Here is a 26,084-nt window from a genome sequence, read left to right as displayed (position 1 = left end):
AATCCATATCTTTATTTATTGCATTATCTATTTTTAGAATGTGCATTACTTTTTCTTTTTTCTCTCTCTCCTTTATACTTTCTCCATCCAACATAAGTTAATGTGAATAAAATAAGTCCCCCAGTAATTGTCATAAACCAAATGAGAGAGGGTGCAATTTCATCTTTTTTTACTGTGTGAAATATCTTTTGCAAATCCCCTTTAATAATCCCTAATTGCATTTGGCCGCCTTTCGTTTTTAACATAACGTTACGAAATTCATCTAAATAAGATAAATGAACATTTACACGCTGGACCTCATTTTCTGGCAAAGCAATCATTAAGCTTGGATAAATAATATTGAATTCATTTAAAAACGTATTTAACGTTTGTTGAAACTGCCCAGCATCTTCTTTTTCCATCGCTTTTTCCATTTGAGAAAAGGCATCCATTACTTTCCTTTCTCTTTCCATCCAAAGTGGTTGATATTTCGATACTTGTGCATCAACAGCAAGTTGTAATGCCAGCACATTATCAATTTTAGCTTGCTTACCTAAACCTTCTTCAGAGAGCGATTGTTGCGCCTTATCGTAAGCTAAAGAAATAACTCTAACTTGATCTGGTGTTACTTCCTGCTTCTTTTCATTCCCCTTTATTAAAAACTGCTCCGAGAAATGTTGTAATACTTGTACCGCTTTTTCATCTTCATTACGCTTCACTAACTGTAACGAATCGTCTAACAACCCTGTTAGCTCATTCCACTCTTCAGCATATATACGTAACGGAAACATTATAATTAGAAATGCTATCAATCCAATTAATGTTCTCTTCATCCCGGTCCCCCCTATAACTACTAGTACAAAATATGTTAATTTGGACAAGAATAGAACAGAACTAGACCGAAAAATATATTATCATTTTACAAAGAAAAAAATTCTCTTTAAGCAGAGAATTTTTTCTGTGACATCCTTTTCTTTTTTACGAAACATCTATATAAACTGTAACAAAGTATACTACCACCTAAAATGAATAATAAAATAGCACATGCAGCATGCATAAAGAACTCTTCTGGTAACATTAATATAATTGGATCCTTTTCAGGATCAAAAACCCAATAATCATTACTAAATAAAAGCTTATGGAATAATACAAAACTCTTTTCAAAATTAATAGCAATTGGTAACATAAGCGCTATCGGAAAAATGATTGTTAAAATCGATCCGTGCAGTAAAAACTTTTCATTTTTCTTTTTTAATAAATAAATTCCGCCTATCACTGCAATCATAATTGTCGCATACATCACATATTGAATGTTTACTAAAATATTTTTAACATCTACAAAATGAATACGGCCATTTGTAGACATACCTAATGTTGGCAAATGTAATGCTCCGTCATAAAACGGGGATAAATATGTAATAAGCACATCGTAATTTCTTTTAATTTCATCCTTCGTCATATCCGCTAAATCAGGAATATTTAAAAAATCAATTTCAAAATAATACAGCCATTTTCCATATACAACTGCCATTGTTGAGAGTGCAAAAATAGAAAATGCTATGCTATATGAAACAACTAAAGTAATCAATCGATCCAATATTTTTGTACCACTCTTATTTTTCTCCATGTTCTCCCCCCTAAAATGTTCTAACCATCATAAAGAAAATTGTTTCCTTTGCTCACTTAAACAACAATAATATGTAATACATAATACAGCAATGCTTAACCAAAACGTAAAATAACCAATTTCCTCTACAAACAAATGCATAATTCCATATCGCGGCATTTGCCAAAATAAATAATCAATTGCATCGTTATGCAACGTCCACACAGCTGCTACTATAAAATGCCATTTTTTTATACGATAAAATGGGGCATATAAAAATCCTTGTACTGCCATCGCAAAGTGCGAAAGCATTAACATGTAGCCCATAAGGCCAATAGGCCCTTTTACGTAAATCATAATCCCGTTTACAACAACAGCCCAAATACCATATTTTATTAAAGTTACAATCGCTAACGCTTCTATTAATCCCCAGTTTCTCTTTGCCAAAAAAGCAATTAAAACAAAGACAAAAAAGAGACTCGCCATAGGACTATCTGGTACAAACGGCCAAAATATAGGTGACGTTTCTTTCAATTGATTTCCGTACCATATAAATCCGTAAATTGTACCTAATATGTTAACAATTAATAAAAATAATAATACCGAGCGTTGTCTTAACATTGCATACAAGTACACCAATCCGTATGTCCAACACCTTTCAAGCAAAGTAATTCATTCATTAAATCCTACTCTATTATAACAAACTTCATCTAACTAAATAGAAAAGCTGACTACAAATTTTGTAGTCAGCTTTTTATTATTTTTTATTATACTTTGCAACGAATTCCGAAAGCTTCTTCAGTTCCTCATCCGTACCTTTAAATATACCTTTAGGCATTGAACCTTTTCCCTCTTTCGCAATTTTAGCAATTTCTTCTGGCTTTAAAGTTAAGTTTTGCAGTGCCGGTGCTGCTGCCCCGCCCTGTAAATTGTCACCATGACATGTTAAACAAGTATTTTTTTGCATTAATTTATAGCCATCATCATTTTTATCAACTGGCGCTGTTTTTACAATTGCTCCTTGTTTTTTTGCAGCTTCCCAGTCGTGGTGTGCTACAGATTCCCAAGTTAAAAAAATAATCGATGCAATTGCTAAAAGCATAAATCCAGTTGCCACAGGACGCTTCAATGGACGTCTTTCTGGACCTCGATCAAGAAATGGAGCTAACAGTAATGCTCCAAACGCAATCCCTGGCATAATAAATGCTCCAATTACAGTAAATGAACCGGAAGCATAAGAATACTTTAATAACTGATACAAGAATAAGAAATACCAATCTGGAAGTGGTATATATCCAGCATCAGTTGGGTCCGCCATTCTCTCAAGCGGCGACGGATGCGCCACTGTTAAACATAAATAACCGATTAAAAAAACTGCACCAACCATCCATTCTTTTAACAAGAAGTTCGGCCAAAATGCTTCTGTTTTCCCTGGGTATTCAGAATAGTCTTTTGGAATATTTGGTTTCCGAGCTACTGGTACCCGAGAATCTCCTACAAACTTCATCCCTTTGCCGCGATGCATAATCTCCCTCCTTTAGTTCTTTCCCCTTTAATTTAGCAATCTCTTATAGTGGACCGGAAATACCTTGTTTGCGAATCATGATGAAGTGGAAGGCCATTAAACCTAGAAGTGCTGCTGGTAAGAAGAAGACGTGAATAGCAAAGAAGCGAGTTAATGTTTGAGCGCCAACAATTTCGGAATGACCAGCGAGTAATGTTTTAATATAAGGACCAATGAGCGGTGTTTGCTCTGCAATTTGAATCCCTACTTTTGTAGCAAATAAAGCTTTCATATCCCACGGCAATAAATATCCGGTAAAACCAAGACCTAACATAACAAAGAAAATAAGAACACCAACAATCCAGTTTAACTCACGGGGCTTTTTATACGCACCTTGGAAGAAAACTCTGAGTGTATGTAAAAACATCATTACAATTACGAGACTAGCACCCCAGTGGTGCATACCACGAACAATTTGCCCATAAGCAACTTCATTTTGTAAATAGTAAACTGATTCCCAAGCATTTTTAATATCAGGCACATAATACATCGTCAAAAACATTCCAGATAAAATTTGAATTACAGTAACGAAAAAGGTAAGTCCTCCAAAGCAATAGACGAATGCAGAAAAGTGATGTGCCGGGTTTACATGTTCAGGTACTTCATGATCAGCGATATCACGCCATATTGGTGTAATATCCAATCTTTCATCCACCCAATCATAAATTTTATTTAACATCTACTTTGCACCCCCTCTTGGCTTCGCTTTTCCTAGATACAGCGTTCCATCTTTCACTTTAGACTCGTACACATCAAGCGGAGCAAGGGGTGGCGTACCTTTAATGTTAATCCCATCTTTTGTATAACGCCCCCCGTGACATGGGCAAAAGAATTGATTCGGATGTGCTTTGTCCGAATTCCAGTTAACTGTACATCCTAAATGTTTACATACTGGAGAGAACGCAACAATGTCTCCGCTTTCATCTTTATGAACCCAAGCCGATTTTGGTTCTTCAGACTTGTACCAACCATCAACCTGCTTCACTTTAAAATCGAAACGCTTCGGCTCTGTTGTAATATCCTTTACTTGCGCAACAGCAACCATATCTGTTCCCGCTTCTTTTCTTAACACCGGATCAAGCGCAAATCGCGTCATCGGCATTAAAATACCGGCAGCCATAAAGCCTCCTACCCCTGTGAGTGTGTAATTTAAAAATTGTCTTCTTGACACGCGATGTTCTTTGTCGCTCACGAAAATTTCCCCCCTCTATCAGAAATTGTCCCCTCGTGATAAATTATATAAAAAATAAAAACTAGGACACTATCATGATATAATACGCTCATGCACAGGTCAATATCATACTACTCATAATAATAAGAACTTTCTGTTTATTGCGAGTTTCCCCATTTCTCTTCCAACATCACCATTATATTTTTTATATGCGCATGAATAACTTCTCTTTTTGCTTGATCACTAAATTGTTCTAACGCTAATGAAGGAAACCAAAATAAATCTCCCTGTAACTCTTGCATATCCTCTTTCCATGAAAAATCACTTGTAATATAAGCAATATGCTTAAAACCTTCACTTCGTAAATGATTTGTCCATTCTTGCAAACGACCTTTTTCATTCTTTTGACTTTCGACCAAATACGTAAACGCAGGCAGTAAAAGCACTCTTCCTTTATACTCTCTTTCCAATTCCGTGCTCAACAATTCGATAAATTCACCTTGTTCTACAATCATTTTCATTTCTTTTGCTGCCGAAATTGATAACAGCGGTATTACTCCTGTATCAACATACTCTCTTGCTTGCTCAAACTGTTCTACATCTTTTACAATCCACTTCAAATCCCTTCCCTCCTTTACTTACAAATGACAGAACTTTCACTTTATATATATTAAACCACACTAAAAGAGGTAAAAAAAGAAAAACTACCCAATATAGGTAGTTTTTCTTAATAAAAGTCTGAAATTTGTAAAAATTAATTAATCCAAATAAATTCTATAAAGTCTTTAACTCTGCCGTTAATCTATGAAACGCTTCCTTATCTTGCTTATCTAACGCTTCATCAATTTGTTTCAAAAGGCGTTCTCTCCTAAACGAAAATACACTTTCTTCCAAAAACCTTTCTGCAAGTAAACGATCTTTTTCATTTACTTCAATATGCTTTGGTAGATATGGATTTTCTTCTAATACAGCTACATAATTCGCATTTTGAAACGATGATTTAAAGTTGAGTTGAATATAAATATCCTCATCTCGATTTAAACGAATATCATGAAACGATTTTTCAGCATCTGTTGTCATAACATTTTGTTTAAAAAAGTGAAACGGTGTGTCTTTCACACAATTCGCTGACATTACTAAGCCACGCGGACAATATTTTGCATGCTCTACGAAGTGGACTTTATGCATCAATTGGTCGTGACTCATTAAATAATTCAGAATCCATACACATTCACGCTGTTTCAGTTGGTAATTATTCAAAAACCATTTTACAAAATCCTTCTTCTCGTTTACAGAAACAGGGGTATTCATAGCAATTAAGTCCCTCCTCTGTCTTTCTCTTTTCTTTTTAGATTCAAGAAGCGGCATTCAGTTTCCTTCCAACTTATGAAAAATCCTCTAAATTATATAACAACTCTTCAATATGAATTTGTGTCGGGTCTAGTTGTAATAACTGGGTAAATACTTCTTTCGCCTCTTTTCGTTTTCCTTCTTCCAATAAGAAATAACCGTACTCTTCTAAGAAGTCTGGATGATTCTTAAAAGAAGTATATGCACTTTCATAGTGTTTTAATGCATCCGAATACATTTCTAATTGTTTTTTTGCATACGCAAGATCCCAAAGTAGTTGTGTATCTGGTTCTCCACTATCAATAGCACGCTCTACAATTGCAATTAACTCTTCGTACTTTTCTTGTTCTTTTAAGATATATGCATATTTTAATGTTGCACCTAAATGCCCTGGATCTAACTCAAGCGCTTTTTGAAGAACTTCCTCTGCTTCTACTATTTTTCCTAATTTCGCCGCAATGTTCGCTAACTCTACATAAAATGGAACTGAAAGCTCATCTACTTTAATTCCTTCATGAAGCGTTTCATAGCTTTCTTGAAGCATTCCTTCTTTTTCATAGCTTTTCGCTAAATACATGTACAGTGATGCGTACTCAGGGTCTAATTCTTTTAGTTCTTGCCAAGCACCAATTGCTCTCTGATATTCTTCACCTTGGTATAATGTAAAGGCATATCCAAATAATGAGTGAATATCTTTTTGTTCCTCTAGGCCTGCTTCATAATAAGAAATCGCTTCTTCCCAGTTTCCGATCGCGCTTAACGTTTCTGCGAGGCGAAGTGCAATCACAACACCACCCATTACTTTATGTTCCGCTAATAGCGATTCATAATAAGTAATTGCCTTTTGTTCTTCACCTTTACTACTATATAATTCTGCTAACCCAAACGTAATAACAGGTTCATCAGGCATCATTTCTTTCGCCTTTAATAGTTTTTGCTCTGCTACATCATCAAAACCTTGCATTTGGAATAAATCTGCAACAAGTAATAACGATTGAACATATAAATCGTCATTTTCTGGAATATCATGAAGCACTTCAATCGCTTCATCTTCTTTATCTAGATCAATATATAATTCTGCTAAAAATACAGTGAATTCACTTTCTTCTGGATACAGTAAACGTAAGTCTTCAGTAATTGCTAATGCCTCATCTGTAAATCCAAGCGTATGATAGTAACGAGCGATATCATACTTCTCTTCATCATTCGCAATTTTTAATTGTTCTTTTAATAATTGTAATCCTTTTTCCGCTTCACCATTTTCAATATATGAAACAGCTTGTTCAAACTTTTGCATAAACGTCTCCTTTAATTCTAAAAAATATTCTCTTCTGTTCATTTACCCCGCTATTAACGGGCAGTAAGACCCCCACCTCAAAATTCAGCTAAGGCAAAGAAATTAGTTTGGGGATCAACTGCCCGTAAAAGCCCGATTGGTTCAACTAATAATTAGCGGGGGATAAACATCCCCCCACTGATTAAAGTTTCACTTTATCATAAGCAACTCACTGTTAGAACGCAACCTTTAGAATGAGCATGCATCTTCTTATACTTCTTCTTACAGAGTAGGTAATTGTTCAAAAGGTTCGGATATGACACCGATACCTTATCCTCATCTTCTATTGTACCGCTTTCTTTTATGACCGTGCAAATAACTTCTCTCACTAATTATCGAGCCATACAAACCGTGGTTTACAGAATAACTTAATTAGCAGTCTTCAACCTTTATTTTTAATGCGATAAAAAAGGCTCCTATACTAGGAGCCTTCACAATCTCTTAAGAATATGTTTCTTCTTTCTGTACTTGCTCATTTACAAGCTCTTTCAGCAACTCTATAATTTCATCATTTTCTTCCTTCAAACCGACAGTAATACGAATACCATCATCGATACCAAATGCAGCACCAGAACGAACGATATATCCTTTTTTCATTAATCGTTCGAAAGCTTCATTACCCGGTATACCAAGTTTTAAGAAAATGAAATTTGTTTGAGATGGATAATAGAATACGTTATATTCTTTACAAAATGCATAATACTGATTTAAACCTTCAGCATTCTTTTGCACACAATCTTGTAAAAATGCTTGATCTTCTAATGCAGCGAGTGCTACAGATTGGGCTACAGTTGATGTATTGAATGGTAACCTAGCTACTTCTAGCTGTCCGATTAACTTCGCATCCCCAATCGCATATCCGATACGAAAAGCAGCTAAACCATATGCTTTTGAAAACGTGCGTAAAACCATAAGATTTTCATACTTTTCAAGAAGTGGTAATGTTTGCGGATAATCTTCTGCTTCCGCGTATTCATAATATGCTTCGTCCATAATAACGAGAGCCGACTTAGGAACTGATTCTAAAAATGAAAGTAATTTTTGTTTCTCAACATATGTACCTGTTGGATTATTCGGATTACAAATCCATACAATTTTCGTTTTCTCATCTACTTGCTCTAGCATTGCATCTAAATCGTGAATACCATCTTTAAGTGATACTTCACGAACTTCTGCTCCTTCAATAACAGCATGGTGATGATATTGTGAAAACGTAGGATTCGCCATTACAACGTTTGTTCCTTCATGTAGTAACGCTCGGCTAATCATTTGAATGACTTCATCTAATCCACTACCAAATAGTAGTTGTTCTGCTTTTACACCTAAATGTTCCGCTACTTTTGTCCGAAGTTCAAAGGCATATCCATCTGGATAAAGGGCATATTGGCTCGCTAAAGAAGTTAATGCTTCTGTCACACGTGCTGAACAACCGAATGGATTTTCGTTGGATGCTAATTTCACAATTTTTGATAAACCATATTCCCTTTTTACTTCTTCAATGTTTTTCCCAGGCACATACGCTCTCAAAGTTAACAATTGCTCTTTCACTCTCATTTTTCTTCCCCCAGTCATTTCATTCAATTTGATTACAATACGGTTATAGCCCCTTACTGTAATCTTTTGTCATAACCGTCACTATTACGAGAATACCTCTAAATGAGCACTTCACAGCACTTCGCTATCATTTTAAACCATATCTTTTTGAAATGCCTCTAACGCAATATGAACAGTCTCATCTGAAATAGATACGACATTCACTACCCCATATTCCTGCATAAGCACCATATGAATTGCTCCTGCATTTGCTTTCTTATCTTGTTTCATCAATTGAACGAGGCGCTCTACATTCAAATCTCTTGGCATTTTTGGATAGCCGTATTTCAAGAACCACTGCTTCATATCTTCATAAGCAAGATCAACCTTGTACACTTGCTCACTTAAAAATATGGCGAATAACATTCCAACCGCTACACCGTCACCGTGAGTAATATTTCCATACCCTAGCTCTTTTTCAAGAGCATGTCCTAACGTATGTCCAAAGTTCAAATGAGCACGTATACCCTTCTCTGTTTCATCTTGTGACACAACATTTGCCTTTACAGGAATCGCCTTCGTTAATATATGGATTAACTTCTCATCATGAAGATCCGCTAATGTTTGCACTTCTTCTTTTAACCAATGGTATAGCTCCACATCACCGATAAGAGCATGCTTTATCACCTCTGCATAACCTGAACGCCACTCTTTTTCAGGAAGAGACTGTAAAAACGGTGTATGATATACAACTGCTTCTGGCTGATGGAATGCACCAATCATATTTTTACCTAACGGATGGTTAATCGCTACTTTCCCACCCACTGCGCTATCGTGCGCTAATAAAGTTGTCGGAACCTGCACAAAGCGAATACCACGCATAAACGATGCAGCAACAAAACCAGCTAAATCTCCAATCATTCCGCCTCCAAGTGCAAGAATTAAAGAATTTCTATCTAATTTATTTTCAAGAGCTGACGTATGAGCCGCATAGAAATTTTCGAAAGACTTCTCTTTTTCGCCACTTGGTACAACAAACGAAAACACGTGCTGCTCTACTTGTAATGCATCGATAACTGTCTGTAAATGTAGTGATGCAACAGCTTCATCTGAAATGATCATTACGTTAGATACCGCTGGCTGCATATTTTGAACGATCATTGTTAAGTTTGACAACGCTTCTTTACCAACATGTACATCATATTCTTTTGATTTCGTTTGAATATGTATGTTTCCCATTAAAATCCCCTCGCATATTCATTATGTTTCTCAATATTTTCACGAATTAGTTCCATACGATCTAATCCGAATTGTTCTATTAAAGCTGTCGCTAATTCCCAAGCCACAACCGCTTCTGCAACGACACTAGCTGCTGGCACTGCACAACTATCTGAACGTTCAATACTCGCTGTAAAAGGCTCTTTCGTATCAATATCTACACTTTGAAGAGGTTTATAAAGTGTAGGTATCGGTTTCATCACACCGCGCACAACAATTGGCATTCCAGTCGTCATACCGCCTTCTAGTCCACCTGCATTATTTGTTCTTCGTGTATATCCATGCTCCTCATCCCACAGAATTTCATCATGAACTTCACTTCCTGGTCTATGCGCTGCTTCAAAACCAATTCCAATCTCGACACCTTTAAAAGCATTAATACTCATAATTGCAGCTGCTAATTTCGCATCCAGTTTTCGATCATAATGCACGTAGCTACCTACTCCAATTGGCATCCCTTCCACAATTACTTCAACGATTCCACCAATTGAATCACCATTTGCTTTCGCATCATCAATCGCTTTCATCATTTGGTTACCAGCTTCTTCATCTAAGCAACGTACAGAAGATGCTTCTGTAATACTCTTTAATTCTTCAATTGAACTATACGTAATCTCCTTAGCTTGTACACCGCCAATTTCAATTACATGGCCCGCCACTTTAATACCAAGTTCTGCTAACACCTTTTTAGCAACCGCACCAGCAGCAACACGTACCGTCGTTTCGCGCGCTGACGAGCGTTCCAGTACATTCCTCATATCTCTATGACCATATTTAATCGCACCATTTAAATCAGCATGCCCAGGCCTTGGTTTTGTCACTTTCCTTTTCATCTCTTTTTCTTCTTGCTCAGTTAAAGGCTCCGCCCCCATAATTTTTGTCCAGTGTGCAAAATCACGATTTTCAACAACAAGTGCAATAGGGGAACCTAATGTTTCTCCATGTCTAACACCACTTAAAATTTGCACTTGATCCGTTTCAATTTGCATGCGTCTACCGCGCCCATATCCCTTTTGCCTTCTAGCTAACTCTTCGTTTATATCATCTGCTACTAAAGACAATCCTGCCGGAACACCTTCTATAATCGTTGTAAGTTGTGGACCATGAGATTCACCAGCTGTAATATATCGCATACGTTATTCCTCTTTTCGTATATGTATTTATCTCACTATATTAACTTTTATCATTCTAAAAATATTAAAGAAATTATATCATAAATCGACCATTTTCTTATTCTATATTTCCGATAGGCCTAATTTAAATATCAACATATCATAACAGCTCAAACTTCGTAACTAACTGAAAATAAAAAAAGTGCAAGAAGAATACCCCTATTCTCCTTGCACTTTTTACTATTATCACAGTGATTAAAGCGTTTACAAATTATTTCAAAATAATTAGTAAATCCATTCATTCATTAATTTTGAGTAGTCAACTAATTCTTCTTCTTTAAAGAAAATAGCAATCTCGCGCTCTGCGCTTTCTAAAGAATCAGAACCATGGATAATGTTTTTCGCAACAGTTACACCGAAATCTCCACGAATTGTTCCAGGAGCTGCTTCATGTGGTCTTGTTTTCCCCATCATGTTACGCGCTGTATCTACTACACCATCACCTTGCCATACCATTGCGAATACAGGTCCAGATGTAATAAACTCTACTAACTCACCAAAGAAAGGTTTTTCCTTATGCTCAGCGTAGTGTTGTCCAGCAATTTCCGGAGTGACTTGCATTAATTTTGCACCAACTAATTGAAAGCCTTTTTTCTCAAAACGAGCTACAATTTCCCCAATGAAGGCACGTTGTACACCGTCTGGTTTTACCATTAGAAATGTTTTTTCCATAAAAAATCTCTCCACTTCTGAATTATGTATGTAATTGTATATCCCCACACACATATTATCACCCTTATCACAATTGTGCAATAGTTTTGAAATAGAGAGATTATTTTATTTTTTAGAATAAACATTAAAATTTTCGTTTTCCAATATACTTTGCAACATTTTGTAATGCGTACTTTGCTTTTCCACGTGGAAGTGGTTTTATTATTTCTAAAGCTTTATGTAAATAACGTTCACTAAACGCAAATGCTTGATCAATTGCTGTACTATTTTTTACAGCATCAATAATTTCTTGCATTTCACTTGCTGTTGAATTTTCATGTACAGATGTGATTTTCTGACGAAGTACTGGATCTTCCATCGCATATAAAGCAGGAAGTGTAATATTCCCTTGTAGTAAATCTCCGCCAGCAGGTTTTCCAAGTTTCTCTTCTGTGGAAACGAAGTCTAAAATGTCATCAATAATTTGATAAGACATCCCTACAAAATACCCATACCAAAATAGACGATTTACCGTATCACGATTAGCACCAGCAGCAATCGCTCCCAATTGACAACTCGCGGCAATTAATAATGCTGTTTTTCGCTTTATTCTTCTTAAATACGTTCTTAAATTTTGGTCATAATTGTATTTATCTTTAATTTGTTCAATTTCACCTTTACAGACTTCTAAAATAGTATGTGATAACGCTTGATGCGCCTCTGGAATTTCGATATTTGTTATACATTCAAGAGACTTAGCGAACAGATAGTCCCCTGTATACATCGCAATACGATCTCCCCATTTCGCATTCACAGTCGCACTGCCGCGTCGTAAAAATGCAGCATCAATAACATCATCGTGAACAAGAGAAGCCATATGAATAAGTTCTAACGCAACAGCAACATGCTTAATCGCATCTAACTTATAATCTCCAAATTTCCCTGCAAGCAACACAAATACAGGACGAATTCGTTTCCCACCAGCTTCAATAAGCTGTAATGCTGCCTCTTCTACTAATGGCTGTTCAGAAGCGACTGTCTTTTTTAATTCTTTTTCTATCACATTAATATCCGATCGTAAAAAAGAGTACATAAGTTGTAACTTCATATTGTTCACCTTAACCTAAAACTTCTTTTTTCTATTTTGATTCTGGTTTAATACCTAAATGCATCGCTGCTACCCCAAAAGTAAATGGTTTCACTTGCACACGTTCAAGTCCAGCTTGCTCAAACATTTGAGCCAATTCTTTCATTCCTGGGAACGTACTAGCAGATTCTTGAAGCCATGAATATTCTTTATAACTTTTCGCAAACATCTTTCCAAATAACGGCATGATATATTTAAAGTATAAAATATACCCTTGTCGAAAACCAATCATTGTTGGTTGAGATGTTTCTAAACAGATTACTTTTCCACCTGGTTTTACTACACGCGTCATTTCTTTTAATACGTGCATATAATCCGGCACGTTACGTAAACCAAACCCAATCGTCACATAATCAAACGTATTATCTTCAAACGGAAGTTCCATTGCATTCCCATGTAGAAGTTCTACTTGTTTTAATTGTAACGCCTCTACCTTTTGCTTACCGACAGATAACATATTTTCACTGAAGTCTAAGCCAACAACCTTTCCTTGTTCACCTACGGCTCCAGCTAGCGCAATTGTCCAATCCGCGGTTCCACAGCATACATCAAGCGCTTGACTGCCTGGTTGTACATCCATAATTCGCATCGTTTCTTTACGCCACGCTTTATGTCTTTGAAAACTAATTACAGAATTCATCACATCGTATTTATCAGAAATCTTTTCAAATACGTCATGTACTCTTTCTTCTTTTGATTGTTGCATGCTCGTACCTTCTTCCAATGTAAAATTGCTTATGTCTTCTATTTATTCCTTAACACAGAATTTATTTTATTTATATCTGTGTGATTTTCTAAAAATTGTTTTTCTTTCTTTCTCAAGTCCTTCATCCAACCATTAATCACTACTTCTGCTTTATCCCCTAAAGCATCTTGCATAGCTTGAAAAACAGGTGAATGTTGTTTATCAGCATACAATTGAATTTCTTTTTGAAGGCGATTTCCACCTAATACGTATGTGATAAATGGCTTCCAATGTGATAAATGAAAATGATCACATGTTTTTTGAAGGAGTGCAGACTCAATCGTTACTATGCTTTTCATTATGTCATTCATCGTTTCATGCGCTTTTTGGTATAACATAATTTTGTGTTCATTTATCTCTTTAATTCCTTCAGCAAGTGCACGAATTAAAACAATATCACGGTTCATAGACAATAAATAATAATATAGTCCACTATAGTAATCGCCTGCAAGTACTGTTAATTGACGACATTTATGCGATTCAATTTCTTCCTCGCCTACTTTATTTGATACCCTTTCATGTGTATCAAGCGCAATTTGTACAAGCATAATTGTTACTACGTAATGCTCAATTTGTTCTATATGTAAGTTTGCACTCTTTAAAGCACCATATAACAATGCTATCTTTTCTTCATCAATAAATGGTTCTTCAATATAGTTTATAAAATAAGGATGGCGTAATTTCTCCATCAATTTTTCTTTTATACCCGCATACCCTCCGTAGATGTCACACACAAAAAATCACCCTTGTTTTCTAATTCATAAAACTTATTATAACACATACACTCTATTTTCTATAACCAAAACTTGGCTACACCTACCATTCATGTAAGCAATCTTTCTAATCTCACTCTGTCTAGTTAAAACTATATCATTTATTTACTAAAAAAAAAAAGAAAAGCAGTTTCCCGCTTTTCTTTACTTCGTTTTAATAAACGATAAAATTTCACTGCGTGCTGCAGCATCATTTTCAAGCACACCACGTACTGCTGTCGTTACTGTTTTCGCACCTGGTTTTTTCACACCACGCATCGTCATACACATATGTTCTGCTTCTACTACTACCATTACACCATGAGGCTCTAGTACTTCCATAATAGAGTTCGCTACTGTTGATGTAATACGTTCTTGCAGTTGTGGACGACGTGCAATTGTATCTACAGTACGAGCTAATTTACTTAACCCTGTCACCTTTCCACCTTGCGGAATATATGCAACGTGAGCAACTCCATAGAATGGAACTAAATGATGCTCACACATCGAATAAAATGGTATATCTTTTACTAGTACAAGCTCTTCGTGATCTTCTCCGAATACTTTATGCAAATGCTCTTTCGGATCTTCATGCATACCTGAGAACACTTCTGCGTACATTTTTGCAACACGCTTTGGTGTATCAAGTACTCCCTCACGATTTGGGTCATCCCCAATCGCCTCTAAAATAAGGCGTACTGCATGTTCAATTTGTTCTAAATTAACTTTTGCCATCCGCTAGCCCTCCCGAAAACCTAAAAGTGATACGAACACATTCTAGCATATTTATGTTTTTAAAAGCAAAAAGAAGAGTTCCCAAAAAGGAAACTCTTCTTCCCTGTTAATATGTAAGGATTATTTAACCGCATCTTTTAACGCTTTACCAGGTTTGAATGCAGGTACTTTACTTGCAGCGATTTCAATCTCCTCACCTGTTTGTGGGTTACGACCTTTACGAGCCGCACGCTCACGAACTTCGAAGTTACCGAATCCGATCAGTTGTACTTTATCACCTTGTTTTAAAGCTTCTAAGATAGAATCAAAAACAGCGTCTACTGCTTTTGTTGCGTCCTTTTTAGAAAGGGAACTTGCTTCTGCAACAGCATTGATTAAATCTGTCTTGTTCATGCCATTCACCTCCTCCCAAAGATAAGACTGTATAATGATCATAAAATGAGTCTTACTTTCATTTGTAGGCAATTTTTGCAAATTCTATACTACAAAGATGTAGATAAATCATTATCAACGCCTATATTATACGATTCTCCTTTATAATTCAATATTTTTAAGGAAATTGTTACTCTGAAAATGTGAAAATCTGATGAAACTTGACAATTTACAACAATGTATTAGATAATGACTGTTTATTTTTCTATTTTACAATCAAAAAAATAAAAAATCCCTCTACAATGAGAGGGATTTTTTATTATAGTATAATCGCAATTAATCCGCCAGATCCTTCATTAATAATTCTTTCTAGCGTTTCTTTTAATTTATATCTAGCATTTTCTGGCATTAAAGATAATTTTGCCTGAATTCCTTCTCGAACAATCGAGCTAAGTGAACGTCCAAATATATCAGAATTCCAAATTGATAACGGGTCATCTTCAAAATCTTGCATTAAATAACGAACTAATTCTTCACTTTGCTTTTCAGTACCTATAATCGGCTCAAACGTTGACTCTACATCTACTTTAATCATATGAATAGATGGCGCTACTGCTTTTAACTTCACACCAAACCTTGAACCGTGACGAATAATTTCTGGCTCATCTAAGCTCATATCCGCTAATGCAGGCGCTGCTACACCATATCCTGTTTGCTTAACCATACGCAGTGCATCCGCCACTTGATCGTACTCTATTTTCGCATGAGATAAATCGAGCATAAGCTTTAATAAATGATCTTTCCCTCGAATTTCTACTCCTACTACTTCTTTTAAAATCTGATCATATAATTCATCTGGCGCATATAAATCAATCTCCGCCACACCTTGCCCCATATCAATGCCAGCTAGGCTCGCTCGATCAATAAATTCATATTGACTAAACTGCCAAACAACGCGATCCACATCACGAAGACGTTTTATATCCTTCACAGTTTCTTGAACTGCTTCTTGATAACTTTGACGCAACCAATGCCCTTCATTTAGCACCATCACCCAGCTTGGAAGGTTCACATTCACTTCTAATACAGGGAATTCAAATAACGCTTCACGAAGTACATTATATACATCTGTTTCTCTTAAACTCTCCACACTCATTGCAATAACCGGGATATCATATTCTTCTGATAAACTTTGGCGTAATTGCTCTGTATCTGGATGATACGGCTGTACCGTATTAATTATCATAATGAAAGGTTTTCCTACTTCTTTCAACTCATTTACAACGCGTTCTTCTGCCTCTATATAATCTCTTCTTGGAATTTCACCAATTGTTCCATCTGTTGTAATTACAACACCAATTGTTGAATGTTCTTGAATTACTTTACGCGTGCCGATTTCTGCAGCTTCATGGAATGGAATAGGTTCTTCATACCAAGGGGTATTAATCATGCGCGGGCCATTCTCATCTTCATAGCCCTTCGCTCCAGGAACCGTATATCCAACACAATCTACTAATCGAATATTCACTTCAAGTCCTTCATCTACTTCGATAGAAACCGCTTGGTTTGGAACAAACTTCGGTTCCGTCGTCATAATTGTACGACCAGCAGCACTTTGAGGCAATTCATCCTGCGCTCTTTGACGGTCAGACTCATTCTCAATATTTGGAATAACTACAAGTTCCATAAATTTTTTAATGAATGTTGATTTCCCTGTTCGAACAGCTCCTACAACTCCAAAATAAATATCACCGCCTGTTCGTTCTGCAATATCTTTAAAAATATCTACCTTTTCCAAGTGATTCCCTCCCTCAAAATTTTTGGGAATAATTCCGCGTTTATAGTCAACTAATACCTTCTCTAACGTTGCCTATAATATCTGATATAATATAATGGTATTCTAGAAGTTCGGACAATATATCATATAATTTTGTCCAATTTCATATGACTATTAAAAAATATCTTTTGTTTGCATCGTAAGTTGTATAACATAAAAAACCTTTCTTCTAGAACTTATTCACTAAAAGAAAGGTTCATGACTTATCATTTTAAAAAAATTGGTTCTCCGTCCTTTACTGTGTACGGTAAAGAATAAGCTGGTACAAACGGGGAAGCTTTCAAAAGTATATTTCGAATATCTTCTCCCTCTGTAAACTGCCCTTCATTTTTTTTCAAAGCGTCATATAAGTCAATTCTATAATCAACAAAAACTTCTCCCTTTTCATTAATTACAAAAGGAAGTCCTTTACCAGAATATGGACTTGTCACTTGTGGTACATCTTTATATCCTAGTTTTTTGAAATCCAATTCATATACACCATCTGAAATTACTTTTTTAAAAGGTGGATATTGATGTTCATCACGATACATCCTAAGCTTTAAAGAGAGTTCCTGAATTTGTTCAGCCATCCTAACATCAATTAACTTTACTGTTGGATTTGTTTCAACGTCTATTAATACGTATTGATATACTCCTCCACTTTCATACGCATTCCCTGGCGCTTCTTGTATGTAACGCGGGGCAATCTGTTGAAAATCGATTGGATACTTTTGATAAATAGGTGTACTCATATCCCTCGTCTTAATTGGCAATATCCCATCATTTTGCTCCTTAAATGTCACAACAGCTTTTTGAACAACCTGTAGTTGATCTTCATAAGGAACCGCATTTTGCTTTATATTTTCTTTCGGATACAGACACCCCGTTAAAAGGCTCATACAACAAAATATTAAAATAATATAGACTTTTTTCACTAGCATCACCTTTTCATACTAATATAACTTGCTCCGTATATAGTATTTTCGAGACCATTCCATTTACTGCTGTACAGGTCCACTAAATACAACAAGAAAAATAACAATTCCTGACACAATCATAAGGGTGTAGGCTACTAACGCTGTAATCCCTTTCAAAAATTTATTCTTTATTTTATGTCTACTTAATAAAATAAAACTTACTGCAAAAAACATAAATCCAATTGCCCCTAAAGCCAACCACATTTTCATAAGCCCTTCTGACATATACACACCCCTTTTTATTAATCTATTTTTATACTATTTTAACAAATTAAAATCTTTAAACAAATACAAAAAGAACATTTTACTACAAATTGCGAATATGTAACTTTAATCAATAGGTTTTTTCAGCATTTCTCACCAATCTAGGCAAAAATAAAGCCGAAGCGATTGTATCTCTCGCTTCGGTTGACCAAATATGCCCAAAAACAGCTCTATTCCCATTCTTTCATGGCTATCATATGCAATCTACAAACTCTTTGTTTCTCATAATTTATTTTTTAAACATCTTGCTTAACGAGCCAAAATCTGTTGGCATATTATTATTAATAATCGCTTTTACAATTTGATCCTCTTGCTCTTTCGGCACTTCACGTCCCGCCATAAGAGCCACTTGATGAATTAATTGACGAAGTACAGTTTCATCACGTAAATTCGCATTTTGCACGGATGATGCTAATTTAAAAATATCCTCTTTATTTACTTTCGCTTCCTTCTCAATATTATTAAAAATGTTATTATCCATTCTTTTCACCCTCTCCTCAAGTTACTCTTCATCCTATGCAAAAATGAAAAAATGGTGAAAAGACCCAAAAAATAAAAAAGCGCCAGAAGTACAAATGTACTTCTGGCGCTTTTCTTTACAGTAAATCAGGTATAGCTTCCACTTCATGTTTTCGAACACGTCCCATCAATGAGCCTACCGCATCTTTTACGTTATTCCCATTGAACAGCACGTCATATAAAGCAGCTGTAATCGGCATTTCAACTTCCATTTTCTCTGCCAATTCATGAGCAGCTTTCGTTGTTCTTACACCTTCCACAACCATACCCATACTTTCTAACACTTCTTCTAAAGAGTGTCCTTTTCCAAGCATATTTCCAGCTCGCCAATTTCGGCTATGAACACTTGTACAAGTTACAATTAAGTCTCCCATACCAGTTAGACCAGCAAACGTTAACGGATTCCCGCCCATCTTTCTTCCTAAACGAGCAATCTCTGTTAAACCACGTGTCATCAATGCTGCTTTTGCATTATCACCTAATCCAAGACCATCAGTTATACCAGCAGCTAATGCGATAATATTTTTTAACGCACCACCAAGTTCAACTCCAACGATATCTGGATTTGTGTATACACGGAAATAACTATTCATAAATAAATCTTGTACTTCCTCAGCCGCTTCCATACGCTTTGCTGCAGACGTAACTGTTGTCGCTTGTCGTAAACCGACTTCTTCAGCATGACTCGGTCCAGACAGTACAACAACATCTTTAATTAAGTGCTCTGGAATTTCTTCCTCAATCACTTCCGAAATACGTTTTGACGTACCAGGTTCAATTCCTTTGCTCGCATGAATCCAAGTAATTGATTCAGTAACAATTTCTTTCATCTCTTGTAATACATCTCTGTACGCTTTCGTTGGTACTACTAGCAGTACTGTATTTACATCTACTAATGCTTCTTCTAAAGAAGAGTAGGCTACGATTGTGCTTGGCAATGTAATGCCTGGGAGATATCGACTATTCTCATGTTTCGTATTAATTTCATCCATAAGTTCTGGGCGATTCCCCCAAATACGTACATCATGTCCATTGTCAGCTAATACCATCGCTAACGCTGTTCCCCAGCTACCTGCTCCTACTACTGTGATTTTTGTCATAAAATCACATCCTCTCCATTAGTCTCTTGCTCTAGCGATAATGTGAATCGGCGTTCCTACGAAGCCAAATGATTCACGTAAGCGATTCTTTAAGAAACGCTCATATGAGAAGTGCAATAATTCTGGATCGTTTACAAACACAACAAATGTCGGTGGTTTTACCGCAACTTGTGTTGCATAGAAAATTTTCAGACGGCTACCATTATGAGTTGGTGTCGGATTCATCGCTACCGCATCCATAATTACATCGTTTAATACGTTCGTTTGAATACGGATACTATGACTTTCATTTACCTCATCGATAACCGGTATTAATGTTTGTGTACGTTTTCTCGTTTTTGCAGATAAGAAAACAATTGGTGCGTATTCTAAGAATTGGAAATGAGCACGGATATTTTCTTCAAATGCTTTCATTGTTTTCTCGTCTTTTTTCACTGCATCCCATTTATTTACAACGATAACAACAGCTCGCCCTGAATCATGAGCATATCCAGCGATTTTTTTATCTTGCTCAATAATTCCTTCTTCACCATCTAAAACAACTAAAACAACGTCAGAACGTTCAATCGCTCTTAGAGCACGAAGTACACTATATTTTTCTGTACTTTCATACACTTTTCCTTTTTTACGCATACCAGCTGTATCAATAATTACATAATCTTTTCCATCTTTACTATATGGTGTATCGACAGCATCACGAGTTGTTCCTGCTACATTACTAACAATTACACGCTCTTGACCAAGAAGAGCATTTACAAGTGATGATTTCCCTACATTTGGACGTCCAATTAAAGAGAAACGAATTGTGTCTTCATCATATCCGTCTTCTTCAATCTTTGGGAAATGTTGTGCAGCTTCGTCTAGTAAGTCACCTAATCCTAATCCGTGTGTACCTGAAATTGGGAATGGTTCGCCAAATCCTAATGCATAAAAGTCATAAATGTCACTGCGCATTTCCGGATTGTCCACTTTATTTACCGCAAGTACAACCGGTTTATTTGAACGATATAAAATTTTTGCAACTTCTTCATCAGCTGCTGTTACACCGTCACGACCGTTTGTCATAAAAATGATAACATCCGCTTCATCAATTGCTACTTCAGCTTGTTGACGAATTTGTGTCAAAAACGGCTCGTCTCCAATATCAATTCCGCCCGTATCAATAATGTTAAATTCATGATTTAACCATTCTCCAGCGCTATAAATACGATCACGCGTTACACCTGGAATATCTTCTACGATTGAAACTCTTTCTCCAACAATTCTATTGAAAATAGTAGATTTCCCTACGTTCGGGCGACCTACTATCGCTATTACTGGTTTCGGCATATACTTTCATCCTTTCAACTTGCTTCTGTTTATTATGTAAAAAACCCTTCTTTGTGCAAGAAGGGATTTGCATTCCAGAATATTTCTCAACGTATCAAAACACCTCACATTATAACACACGTTGCTAATGTTTCACAATAATATATACATTCTCTTGTAAGCGATGTGCAATACCATCTAAAATTGCCTCTAAATTATTTGCAACAAATTCTAGTTCCTCTGTCGATTCGCAAACGAATAAAGGAGCACCACCTGCAAATTTTTCTGGAGTCGTTGTTATAACTGCCAGAATAACACTTTCTAACATCATCTCTTATCTCCCCTTCCTTTCGGGGCTTCCGATGACATATGGACAGCACTTTCTAACGTTGGTACATTTCCTATGACACCTATCGCTTTCTCTGCATCTTGATCTTGCGGCAGGACAAAAATCCCAACCCTGCCATCCTCTAAATCACGCTTTGCTAACGGTACAAGCGCTGGTGTACCAGAATCTCTATAAATCCCTAACGCTACTGAAACATCGTGTAAAATAGCTTGTCGTTGCCCTAAATTTGAGATTGTAACCATCGCATCAATTGATTTCGGCTTTAAAATAAAACCCATACCATATTTCATAATTTCTTCTTGTCTTGCTGGCAATCCAATATTCATAATGTAAATATTGTCAATATAAAGCCCTGCTCCTTCAAAACGAAGCGGAACGTGCTCAATTTCAACAAGATCATGCAGCCTTTTACCAGACATTAATTTTTTCGCGATAAAAAATGCGATTATAGCCATAATTACTCCTGCAATCCATGAACGGAACCCTATATACGCAAACGTCGTTGCAAACGACGTTAACATTGCCAAATAGTTGCGACTTTCAAAAACCAATGCAATTCCTTCAATGTATGTATTTCCACGCGGTACGAGCTCATACCCATCTAATTGTTGAAGCGTATTTCTTTCCATATTACGTACATCACGAAATTGTGTCGCTGCTAACGTAAGAAATGTAATGGCAGAAAAATCTTTTTTCAAAATAGACGGGATTGCAATCGCTCCTAAAGCAGCTGCAATTAAACCCATTGCAATATGAATGATTTTCCCATGCAGCCTCGTCGGATATTGCCGCGTATCCGTCCGCAGCATTAGCACCCTTGTAACTGTCCCTGCTATTACGCCGCATAAAATGGCTGGTGTATATTCAGTCATGTATTACCCTCGCCTTTCTTTTACGTGTTTTTCTCTTAAACTGTTCCCTGTATACTGATGCTTTTGCAATCAAAAACAATACTGCCATGAATAATGTAGAAACGGCGATGATATCAAAAAATGCTAAACTACCGTAATCATATGGAAAATTCAATTTCCTAAAAATAAATGTCACTAGCAACTCTCCTTGTAACATTCCTACATATAGGGAACATAATCGTAATACGCGATCCCCATGCAATAACACCGATGCATACACAAGAGCACTACTTAGCAGAAACACTCTATCCACCACAATCCAAATCGGATCATATATTTCTAACAGATGAAAACTTGTATATAACATTGCGATAATAAGTGCCGAAAGTAAGCTATACAATTTTCTCCAGACAGAATATAGCGTGATCCCTATAAAAGAAATAATACAAAGTAGAAGAGCATTTACCGATACCACGAATGAGGCAATCGTTACATGTAACGGAGAGCAAATTATAAAAATCAGTATACAAGCGCCTAACTTCCACCGAATAGGGTCCTTTTTCATAAAAAAGGTTGCGATGACCCACCCTATCCAAGCTACAAAATAAAAAGTACTTCCATCCATCAACTTCACCTCCTATGTTTTCCATTATGGGAACTTTTTATGAAAGTTAATCCACTTTATTTACGCATAGTTTTTTCTTATAACAGCAACACTTTTAACAAGGAGGTGTTATTCATTATGGGTAAAGATCGCCAAGAACGAAAACTACGAGAATCACGCCGCGTTGAATCCGATCGTGATCAATCACTACAATATCCAGGTGCGACTGGACTTGATACACCAGAACAGGCTCGAAAACAAAACCAGCACTAATTAATACAAAAAGACGGTTTCGATATTGTCCGAAACCGTCTTTTACATAATCATTTTAATGTTTTAAATTTATATCAAAATAATATTTTGCGCACTATATCCTTCCACTACTTCTTTTTACCTTCACCTATTCCCATTAAAAATTAAATTCTCTCCAGTAATTCGACAACACACCATCTACATTTTCAACCCTTTTTCAATTGTAATTTTCACGAAATGATATTTTCATATAATACTAGTTCCATTCTCCACTTTATATTACGAAAAAGAATAGAACAAAAAAATCAACCGAACGGTTGATTTTTTATCTCCTACTATAATGCGCAGTATCAATACCACGTTGCATTAACCAATGATATGTTTCACCCTTTACAACAAGAGGTACAGATTGCAACTCTTCTATCGTCTTCGCACCAAGAGCTGTCATAATAAATTTCAAATCTGTATGTAGAAGCTCAATTTCATCCACTAACTTCTCGATACCATCTTGCATTAAAATACGTAAAAAGTAACCAGCAAACGCAGTTGTATTCGCCCCTAATGCGATTGCTTTCGCTACGTCAAGCGCTGTTTGTATACCCCCAGATGCAATAAAAGAGAGGTTATTATTTGTAGAGGTTGCTTCAATAATCGAGGTTGCTGTTTGTATGCCCCAGTTATTAAAATAAGAAAGCATTCGCTGTCTTCTTTCATTTTCAACAGCAGCAAAATTCGTACCACCTTGCCCACCAATATCAATGGCTGTTACACCTACGTTCGCTAACTGTTGCATCGTTTCCTTACTCATCCCAAATCCAACTTCTTTTACAATGATAGGAACTTTACTATTTAAAACAATTTTCTCAATGCGCTGAAGTACTCCAGTAAAATCACGGTCTCCTTCTGGCATCGTTAACTCTTGTATGACATTTAAATGAATTTGCAATGCATTCGCTTCAATCATATCAACGGCGCGCTCTGCCTGCTCGATAGTTGCCTCACTACCTAAATTAGCAAAGAAAATACCATTTGGGTTTACCTTTCTAATCACCTTATAAGAAGCAACTTCACTTTCATCTTTTAACGCCGCCATTTGCGAACCTACAGCCATAGCAAGGTTATGATGTTTCGCTACATATGCTAATTGCTCATTAATATGTAACGTTTTCTCTCCTCCACCACCAGTCATCGCATTGATAAAAATCGGCGAACTTAGTGAAAGTTCGCCGATTTTTGTTTCACATGTTATTGTGTCATAATTTGAATTTGGCAAGCTTTGATGCACAAAATCAATATCATGAAAGCCATGCGTACGAGACTGACCAGTAGAAAGAGCATATTCAATATGATCTAATTTACGTTTTGCCCTTACCACTTGTACCCCTCATTATTTCTTTAATTTTTTCAGTTGTTCACCAATAATATCACTTAATTGGAAAGTAGCAGAATCAGCATTTGGCTCATACTGACTATAATCTTCAGTTACATTATTTTCCTCAAGCGCTTCTTTTATACTTAAAGAAATACGTTTCTCTGCTACGTGAACTTCAAGTACTTTCACTTTTACTTCTTGTCCCATTTCCAATACTTCATTCGGATTTTTCACGTGACGATTTGCAATTTGAGATACGTGTACAAGTCCTTCAACGCCAGGTAAAATCTCAACGAATGCACCAAATGTAACAAGGCGTTTTACTACTCCCTCACGAATATCTCCAGCTTTTATTTCGCCAGCAACGTTTTCCCAAGGTCCTGGTTGAGCTGCTTTAATTGATAAAGAAATACGTTGTGTATCAGCATCAACAGATAACACCTTTACCTTAACTTTTTGACCTTGCTCCAACACTTCAGAAGGTTGCTCTACACGTTCGTGTGAAATTTGTGAAATGTGAACTAAGCCGTCCACTCCACCAACGTTAACGAATGCGCCAAAGTCAGTTAATCGTTGCACTGTTCCTTCAACAACGTCCCCTTCTTTTAATGAAGAAATTGCTTCTTTTTTCTTAGAATCTAGTTCTAATTCTACTACCGCTTTATGCGAAAGGATTACACGATTTTTTTCACGGTCTAATTCAACAATTTTCACCGCTAATGTTTTACCTTTATAGTCAGTAAAGTCTTCTACATAATGTACTTCTACAAGTGAAGCTGGAATAAAACCGCGAACACCAAGGTCCACAACTAATCCGCCATTCACAATATCTTTTACAGTAACATCAAATACATGACCAGAAGTAAATTTCTCTTGTAGTTCTACCCATGCTTTTTCTGCATCAACAGCACGTTTAGATAAGACAAGATCATCTTCTTCTAATTTAATAATTTTCAACTCTAGTGTTTGATCTAATTCTACAACATCGCTTGCTTTTTCAATATGAACGTTAGCTAATTCACTAATTGGAATTACGCCATCTGTTTTGTATCCAACATTTACAAGCACTTGTTTCTCTTCAACCTTCGTTACAGAACCTGTAACAACGTCACCAACTTGTAATTCTTTTGAATCCATAACTTCTTCATTCATTTTCTCTACCATGGAAATACCTCCCTACAGAATTGACAAAGCATTTTTTATGTATATACGAAATGAAAACAAAGTTTTCATTTGCACGTTTAAGAATTTCTCATCACATACTCTTTTTCAATACCA

30 protein-coding genes are annotated in these 26,084 nt (G+C 36.2%); 1 reads left to right on the top strand and 29 read right to left on the bottom strand.

Translation table 11 applies throughout. The features are described from left to right. Window positions 1–23: 23 nt before the first annotated feature. From ypjB to MR143_RS00555, 27 genes are all read right to left on the bottom strand, one after another. Entirely contained in the window at window positions 24–812 is a 789-nt protein-coding gene (gene ypjB, locus MR143_RS00685; RefSeq protein ID WP_199717561.1) for a sporulation protein YpjB, read from the bottom strand. Between the two features lie 107 nt (window positions 813–919). Continuing rightward, the gene (gene lit, locus MR143_RS00680) at window positions 920–1,606 is read right to left on the bottom strand and encodes a lipoprotein intramolecular transacylase Lit (RefSeq protein ID WP_046945517.1); all 687 of its coding nucleotides are present in this window, start codon (window positions 1,604–1,606) and stop codon (window positions 920–922) included. Window positions 1,607–1,633: 27 nt separating this feature from the next. After that, window positions 1,634–2,224, bottom strand: a complete 591-nt coding sequence (lhaT, locus tag MR143_RS00675) for a lipoprotein heptaprenylglyceryl N-acetyltransferase LhaT (protein ID WP_116777454.1) — start codon at window positions 2,222–2,224, stop codon at window positions 1,634–1,636. 118 nt (window positions 2,225–2,342) lie between these two features. After that, complete coding sequence (gene qcrC, locus MR143_RS00670; protein WP_199717562.1) at window positions 2,343–3,110, bottom strand: menaquinol-cytochrome c reductase cytochrome b/c subunit; 768 nt, start codon at window positions 3,108–3,110, stop codon at window positions 2,343–2,345. A gap of 43 nt (window positions 3,111–3,153) precedes the next feature. Continuing rightward, entirely contained in the window at window positions 3,154–3,828 is a 675-nt protein-coding gene (qcrB, locus tag MR143_RS00665) for a menaquinol-cytochrome c reductase cytochrome b subunit (protein WP_000932700.1), read from the bottom strand. Then, entirely contained in the window at window positions 3,829–4,341 is a 513-nt protein-coding gene (qcrA, locus tag MR143_RS00660) for a menaquinol-cytochrome c reductase iron-sulfur subunit (RefSeq protein ID WP_001280593.1), read from the bottom strand. A 137-nt stretch (window positions 4,342–4,478) separates the two neighbouring features. Then, a complete protein-coding gene (locus MR143_RS00655) occupies window positions 4,479–4,940 on the bottom strand; it encodes a YpiF family protein (RefSeq protein ID WP_202822485.1) in 462 nt (153 codons plus the stop codon). A gap of 154 nt (window positions 4,941–5,094) precedes the next feature. Continuing rightward, window positions 5,095–5,631, bottom strand: a complete 537-nt coding sequence (locus MR143_RS00650) for a ReoY family proteolytic degradation factor (protein WP_001095925.1) — start codon at window positions 5,629–5,631, stop codon at window positions 5,095–5,097. A gap of 73 nt (window positions 5,632–5,704) precedes the next feature. Next, window positions 5,705–6,967: a tetratricopeptide repeat protein gene (locus MR143_RS00645; RefSeq protein WP_001168671.1), complete on the bottom strand. Its 1,263-nt coding sequence runs from the start codon at window positions 6,965–6,967 to the stop codon at window positions 5,705–5,707. Window positions 6,968–7,447: 480 nt separating this feature from the next. Further along, window positions 7,448–8,560, bottom strand: coding sequence for a histidinol-phosphate transaminase (hisC, locus tag MR143_RS00640; RefSeq protein WP_001264023.1), 1,113 nt, complete (start codon window positions 8,558–8,560; stop codon window positions 7,448–7,450). 132 nt (window positions 8,561–8,692) lie between these two features. After that, the gene (gene aroB / locus MR143_RS00635; protein ID WP_000526810.1) at window positions 8,693–9,778 is read right to left on the bottom strand and encodes a 3-dehydroquinate synthase; all 1,086 of its coding nucleotides are present in this window, start codon (window positions 9,776–9,778) and stop codon (window positions 8,693–8,695) included. After that, window positions 9,778–10,950 carry a chorismate synthase gene (gene aroC / locus MR143_RS00630; RefSeq protein ID WP_001269388.1) on the bottom strand — a complete coding sequence of 391 codons (1,173 nt, stop codon included), beginning with the start codon at window positions 10,948–10,950 and terminating at the stop codon, window positions 9,778–9,780. The genes aroB and aroC overlap by 1 nt, the downstream gene beginning before the upstream one ends. Window positions 10,951–11,214: 264 nt before the next feature. Further along, complete coding sequence (ndk, locus tag MR143_RS00625; RefSeq protein ID WP_046945519.1) at window positions 11,215–11,661, bottom strand: nucleoside-diphosphate kinase; 447 nt, start codon at window positions 11,659–11,661, stop codon at window positions 11,215–11,217. Between the two features lie 124 nt (window positions 11,662–11,785). After that, window positions 11,786–12,748, bottom strand: a complete 963-nt coding sequence (gene hepT / locus MR143_RS00620) for a heptaprenyl diphosphate synthase component II (protein ID WP_000776077.1) — start codon at window positions 12,746–12,748, stop codon at window positions 11,786–11,788. Window positions 12,749–12,779: 31 nt separating this feature from the next. Continuing rightward, the gene (gene menG / locus MR143_RS00615) at window positions 12,780–13,493 is read right to left on the bottom strand and encodes a 2-heptaprenyl-1,4-naphthoquinone methyltransferase (protein ID WP_001187674.1); all 714 of its coding nucleotides are present in this window, start codon (window positions 13,491–13,493) and stop codon (window positions 12,780–12,782) included. 38 nt (window positions 13,494–13,531) lie between these two features. Further along, a complete protein-coding gene (locus MR143_RS00610; protein WP_000332856.1) occupies window positions 13,532–14,266 on the bottom strand; it encodes a heptaprenyl diphosphate synthase component 1 in 735 nt (244 codons plus the stop codon). 183 nt (window positions 14,267–14,449) lie between these two features. After that, window positions 14,450–15,019, bottom strand: coding sequence for a GTP cyclohydrolase I FolE (gene folE / locus MR143_RS00605; RefSeq protein WP_001151482.1), 570 nt, complete (start codon window positions 15,017–15,019; stop codon window positions 14,450–14,452). A 120-nt stretch (window positions 15,020–15,139) separates the two neighbouring features. Further along, a complete protein-coding gene (locus MR143_RS00600) occupies window positions 15,140–15,412 on the bottom strand; it encodes an HU family DNA-binding protein (RefSeq protein WP_001043860.1) in 273 nt (90 codons plus the stop codon). Between the two features lie 298 nt (window positions 15,413–15,710). Continuing rightward, window positions 15,711–17,189 carry a stage IV sporulation protein A gene (gene spoIVA, locus MR143_RS00595; RefSeq protein ID WP_000416519.1) on the bottom strand — a complete coding sequence of 493 codons (1,479 nt, stop codon included), beginning with the start codon at window positions 17,187–17,189 and terminating at the stop codon, window positions 15,711–15,713. Between the two features lie 245 nt (window positions 17,190–17,434). After that, a complete protein-coding gene (locus MR143_RS00590) occupies window positions 17,435–18,145 on the bottom strand; it encodes a hypothetical protein (protein WP_000758623.1) in 711 nt (236 codons plus the stop codon). 63 nt (window positions 18,146–18,208) lie between these two features. Further along, on the bottom strand, window positions 18,209–18,412 hold the full coding sequence (locus MR143_RS00585) for a DUF2768 domain-containing protein (protein ID WP_001289004.1): 204 nt from the start codon (window positions 18,410–18,412) through the stop codon (window positions 18,209–18,211). Between the two features lie 268 nt (window positions 18,413–18,680). Beyond that, a complete protein-coding gene (locus MR143_RS00580; protein ID WP_000369754.1) occupies window positions 18,681–18,932 on the bottom strand; it encodes a stage VI sporulation protein F in 252 nt (83 codons plus the stop codon). 115 nt (window positions 18,933–19,047) lie between these two features. Further along, complete coding sequence (locus MR143_RS00575; protein WP_000161764.1) at window positions 19,048–20,070, bottom strand: NAD(P)H-dependent glycerol-3-phosphate dehydrogenase; 1,023 nt, start codon at window positions 20,068–20,070, stop codon at window positions 19,048–19,050. An 18-nt stretch (window positions 20,071–20,088) separates the two neighbouring features. Then, window positions 20,089–21,399: a ribosome biogenesis GTPase Der gene (der, locus tag MR143_RS00570; protein ID WP_001125893.1), complete on the bottom strand. Its 1,311-nt coding sequence runs from the start codon at window positions 21,397–21,399 to the stop codon at window positions 20,089–20,091. A gap of 124 nt (window positions 21,400–21,523) precedes the next feature. Continuing rightward, complete coding sequence (locus MR143_RS00565) at window positions 21,524–21,709, bottom strand: capping complex subunit for YIEGIA (RefSeq protein ID WP_000979059.1); 186 nt, start codon at window positions 21,707–21,709, stop codon at window positions 21,524–21,526. Further along, the gene (locus MR143_RS00560; RefSeq protein WP_000141596.1) at window positions 21,706–22,599 is read right to left on the bottom strand and encodes a YIEGIA family protein; all 894 of its coding nucleotides are present in this window, start codon (window positions 22,597–22,599) and stop codon (window positions 21,706–21,708) included. Before MR143_RS00560 ends, MR143_RS00565 begins: the two co-directional genes overlap by 4 nt. Continuing rightward, window positions 22,592–23,203 carry a YphA family membrane protein gene (locus MR143_RS00555; protein WP_000349109.1) on the bottom strand — a complete coding sequence of 204 codons (612 nt, stop codon included), beginning with the start codon at window positions 23,201–23,203 and terminating at the stop codon, window positions 22,592–22,594. The genes MR143_RS00560 and MR143_RS00555 overlap by 8 nt, the downstream gene beginning before the upstream one ends. Before the next feature lie 117 nt (window positions 23,204–23,320). Here MR143_RS00555 and MR143_RS00550 point away from each other — a divergent pair, with 117 nt between their 5' ends. Beyond that, window positions 23,321–23,455, top strand: a complete 135-nt coding sequence (locus MR143_RS00550; protein WP_000513900.1) for a YpzI family protein — start codon at window positions 23,321–23,323, stop codon at window positions 23,453–23,455. A gap of 304 nt (window positions 23,456–23,759) precedes the next feature. Here MR143_RS00550 and MR143_RS00545 read toward each other — a convergent pair whose 3' ends face one another. Continuing rightward, window positions 23,760–24,809, bottom strand: a complete 1,050-nt coding sequence (locus MR143_RS00545; protein WP_000251039.1) for a type 2 isopentenyl-diphosphate Delta-isomerase — start codon at window positions 24,807–24,809, stop codon at window positions 23,760–23,762. Window positions 24,810–24,821: 12 nt separating this feature from the next. Continuing rightward, window positions 24,822–25,970, bottom strand: a complete 1,149-nt coding sequence (gene rpsA, locus MR143_RS00540) for a 30S ribosomal protein S1 (protein ID WP_000229559.1) — start codon at window positions 25,968–25,970, stop codon at window positions 24,822–24,824. Between the last annotated feature and the right edge of the window lie 114 nt (window positions 25,971–26,084).

Origin of the sequence: Bacillus cereus group sp. BfR-BA-01347 (assembly GCF_022663835.1) — a bacterium.
Classification (GTDB): domain Bacteria; phylum Bacillota; class Bacilli; order Bacillales; family Bacillaceae_G; genus Bacillus_A; species Bacillus_A thuringiensis_K.
The sequence above is the reverse complement of the archived record's forward strand: the minus strand, read 5'-3'. Positions and strand labels throughout refer to the sequence as shown.

Coding starts and splice junctions, on each gene's coding strand:
- ypjB (WP_199717561.1), bottom strand. CDS start 812: ATGAAGAGAACATTAATTGGATTGATAGCATTTCTAATTATAATGTTT.
- MR143_RS00650 (WP_001095925.1), bottom strand. CDS start 5,631: ATGAATACCCCTGTTTCTGTAAACGAGAAGAAGGATTTTGTAAAATGG.
- hisC (WP_001264023.1), bottom strand. CDS start 8,560: ATGAGAGTGAAAGAGCAATTGTTAACTTTGAGAGCGTATGTGCCTGGG.
- menG (WP_001187674.1), bottom strand. CDS start 13,493: ATGCAACAATCAAAAGAAGAAAGAGTACATGACGTATTTGAAAAGATT.
- MR143_RS00585 (WP_001289004.1), bottom strand. CDS start 18,412: ATGTCAGAAGGGCTTATGAAAATGTGGTTGGCTTTAGGGGCAATTGGA.
- hepT (WP_000776077.1), bottom strand. CDS start 12,748: ATGAAGTTACAACTTATGTACTCTTTTTTACGATCGGATATTAATGTG.
- MR143_RS00565 (WP_000979059.1), bottom strand. CDS start 21,709: ATGATGTTAGAAAGTGTTATTCTGGCAGTTATAACAACGACTCCAGAA.
- MR143_RS00645 (WP_001168671.1), bottom strand. CDS start 6,967: ATGCAAAAGTTTGAACAAGCTGTTTCATATATTGAAAATGGTGAAGCG.
- aroB (WP_000526810.1), bottom strand. CDS start 9,778: ATGGGAAACATACATATTCAAACGAAATCAAAAGAATATGATGTACAT.
- MR143_RS00550 (WP_000513900.1), top strand. CDS start 23,321: ATGGGTAAAGATCGCCAAGAACGAAAACTACGAGAATCACGCCGCGTT.
- aroC (WP_001269388.1), bottom strand. CDS start 10,950: ATGCGATATATTACAGCTGGTGAATCTCATGGTCCACAACTTACAACG.
- folE (WP_001151482.1), bottom strand. CDS start 15,019: ATGGCAAAAGTTAATTTAGAACAAATTGAACATGCAGTACGCCTTATT.
- MR143_RS00600 (WP_001043860.1), bottom strand. CDS start 15,412: ATGAACAAGACAGATTTAATCAATGCTGTTGCAGAAGCAAGTTCCCTT.
- ndk (WP_046945519.1), bottom strand. CDS start 11,661: ATGGAAAAAACATTTCTAATGGTAAAACCAGACGGTGTACAACGTGCC.
- MR143_RS00560 (WP_000141596.1), bottom strand. CDS start 22,599: ATGACTGAATATACACCAGCCATTTTATGCGGCGTAATAGCAGGGACA.
- qcrC (WP_199717562.1), bottom strand. CDS start 3,110: ATGCATCGCGGCAAAGGGATGAAGTTTGTAGGAGATTCTCGGGTACCA.
- der (WP_001125893.1), bottom strand. CDS start 21,399: ATGCCGAAACCAGTAATAGCGATAGTAGGTCGCCCGAACGTAGGGAAA.
- MR143_RS00580 (WP_000369754.1), bottom strand. CDS start 18,932: ATGGATAATAACATTTTTAATAATATTGAGAAGGAAGCGAAAGTAAAT.
- MR143_RS00575 (WP_000161764.1), bottom strand. CDS start 20,070: ATGACAAAAATCACAGTAGTAGGAGCAGGTAGCTGGGGAACAGCGTTA.
- qcrB (WP_000932700.1), bottom strand. CDS start 3,828: ATGTTAAATAAAATTTATGATTGGGTGGATGAAAGATTGGATATTACA.
- MR143_RS00555 (WP_000349109.1), bottom strand. CDS start 23,203: ATGGATGGAAGTACTTTTTATTTTGTAGCTTGGATAGGGTGGGTCATC.
- lit (WP_046945517.1), bottom strand. CDS start 1,606: ATGGAGAAAAATAAGAGTGGTACAAAAATATTGGATCGATTGATTACT.
- rpsA (WP_000229559.1), bottom strand. CDS start 25,970: ATGGTAGAGAAAATGAATGAAGAAGTTATGGATTCAAAAGAATTACAA.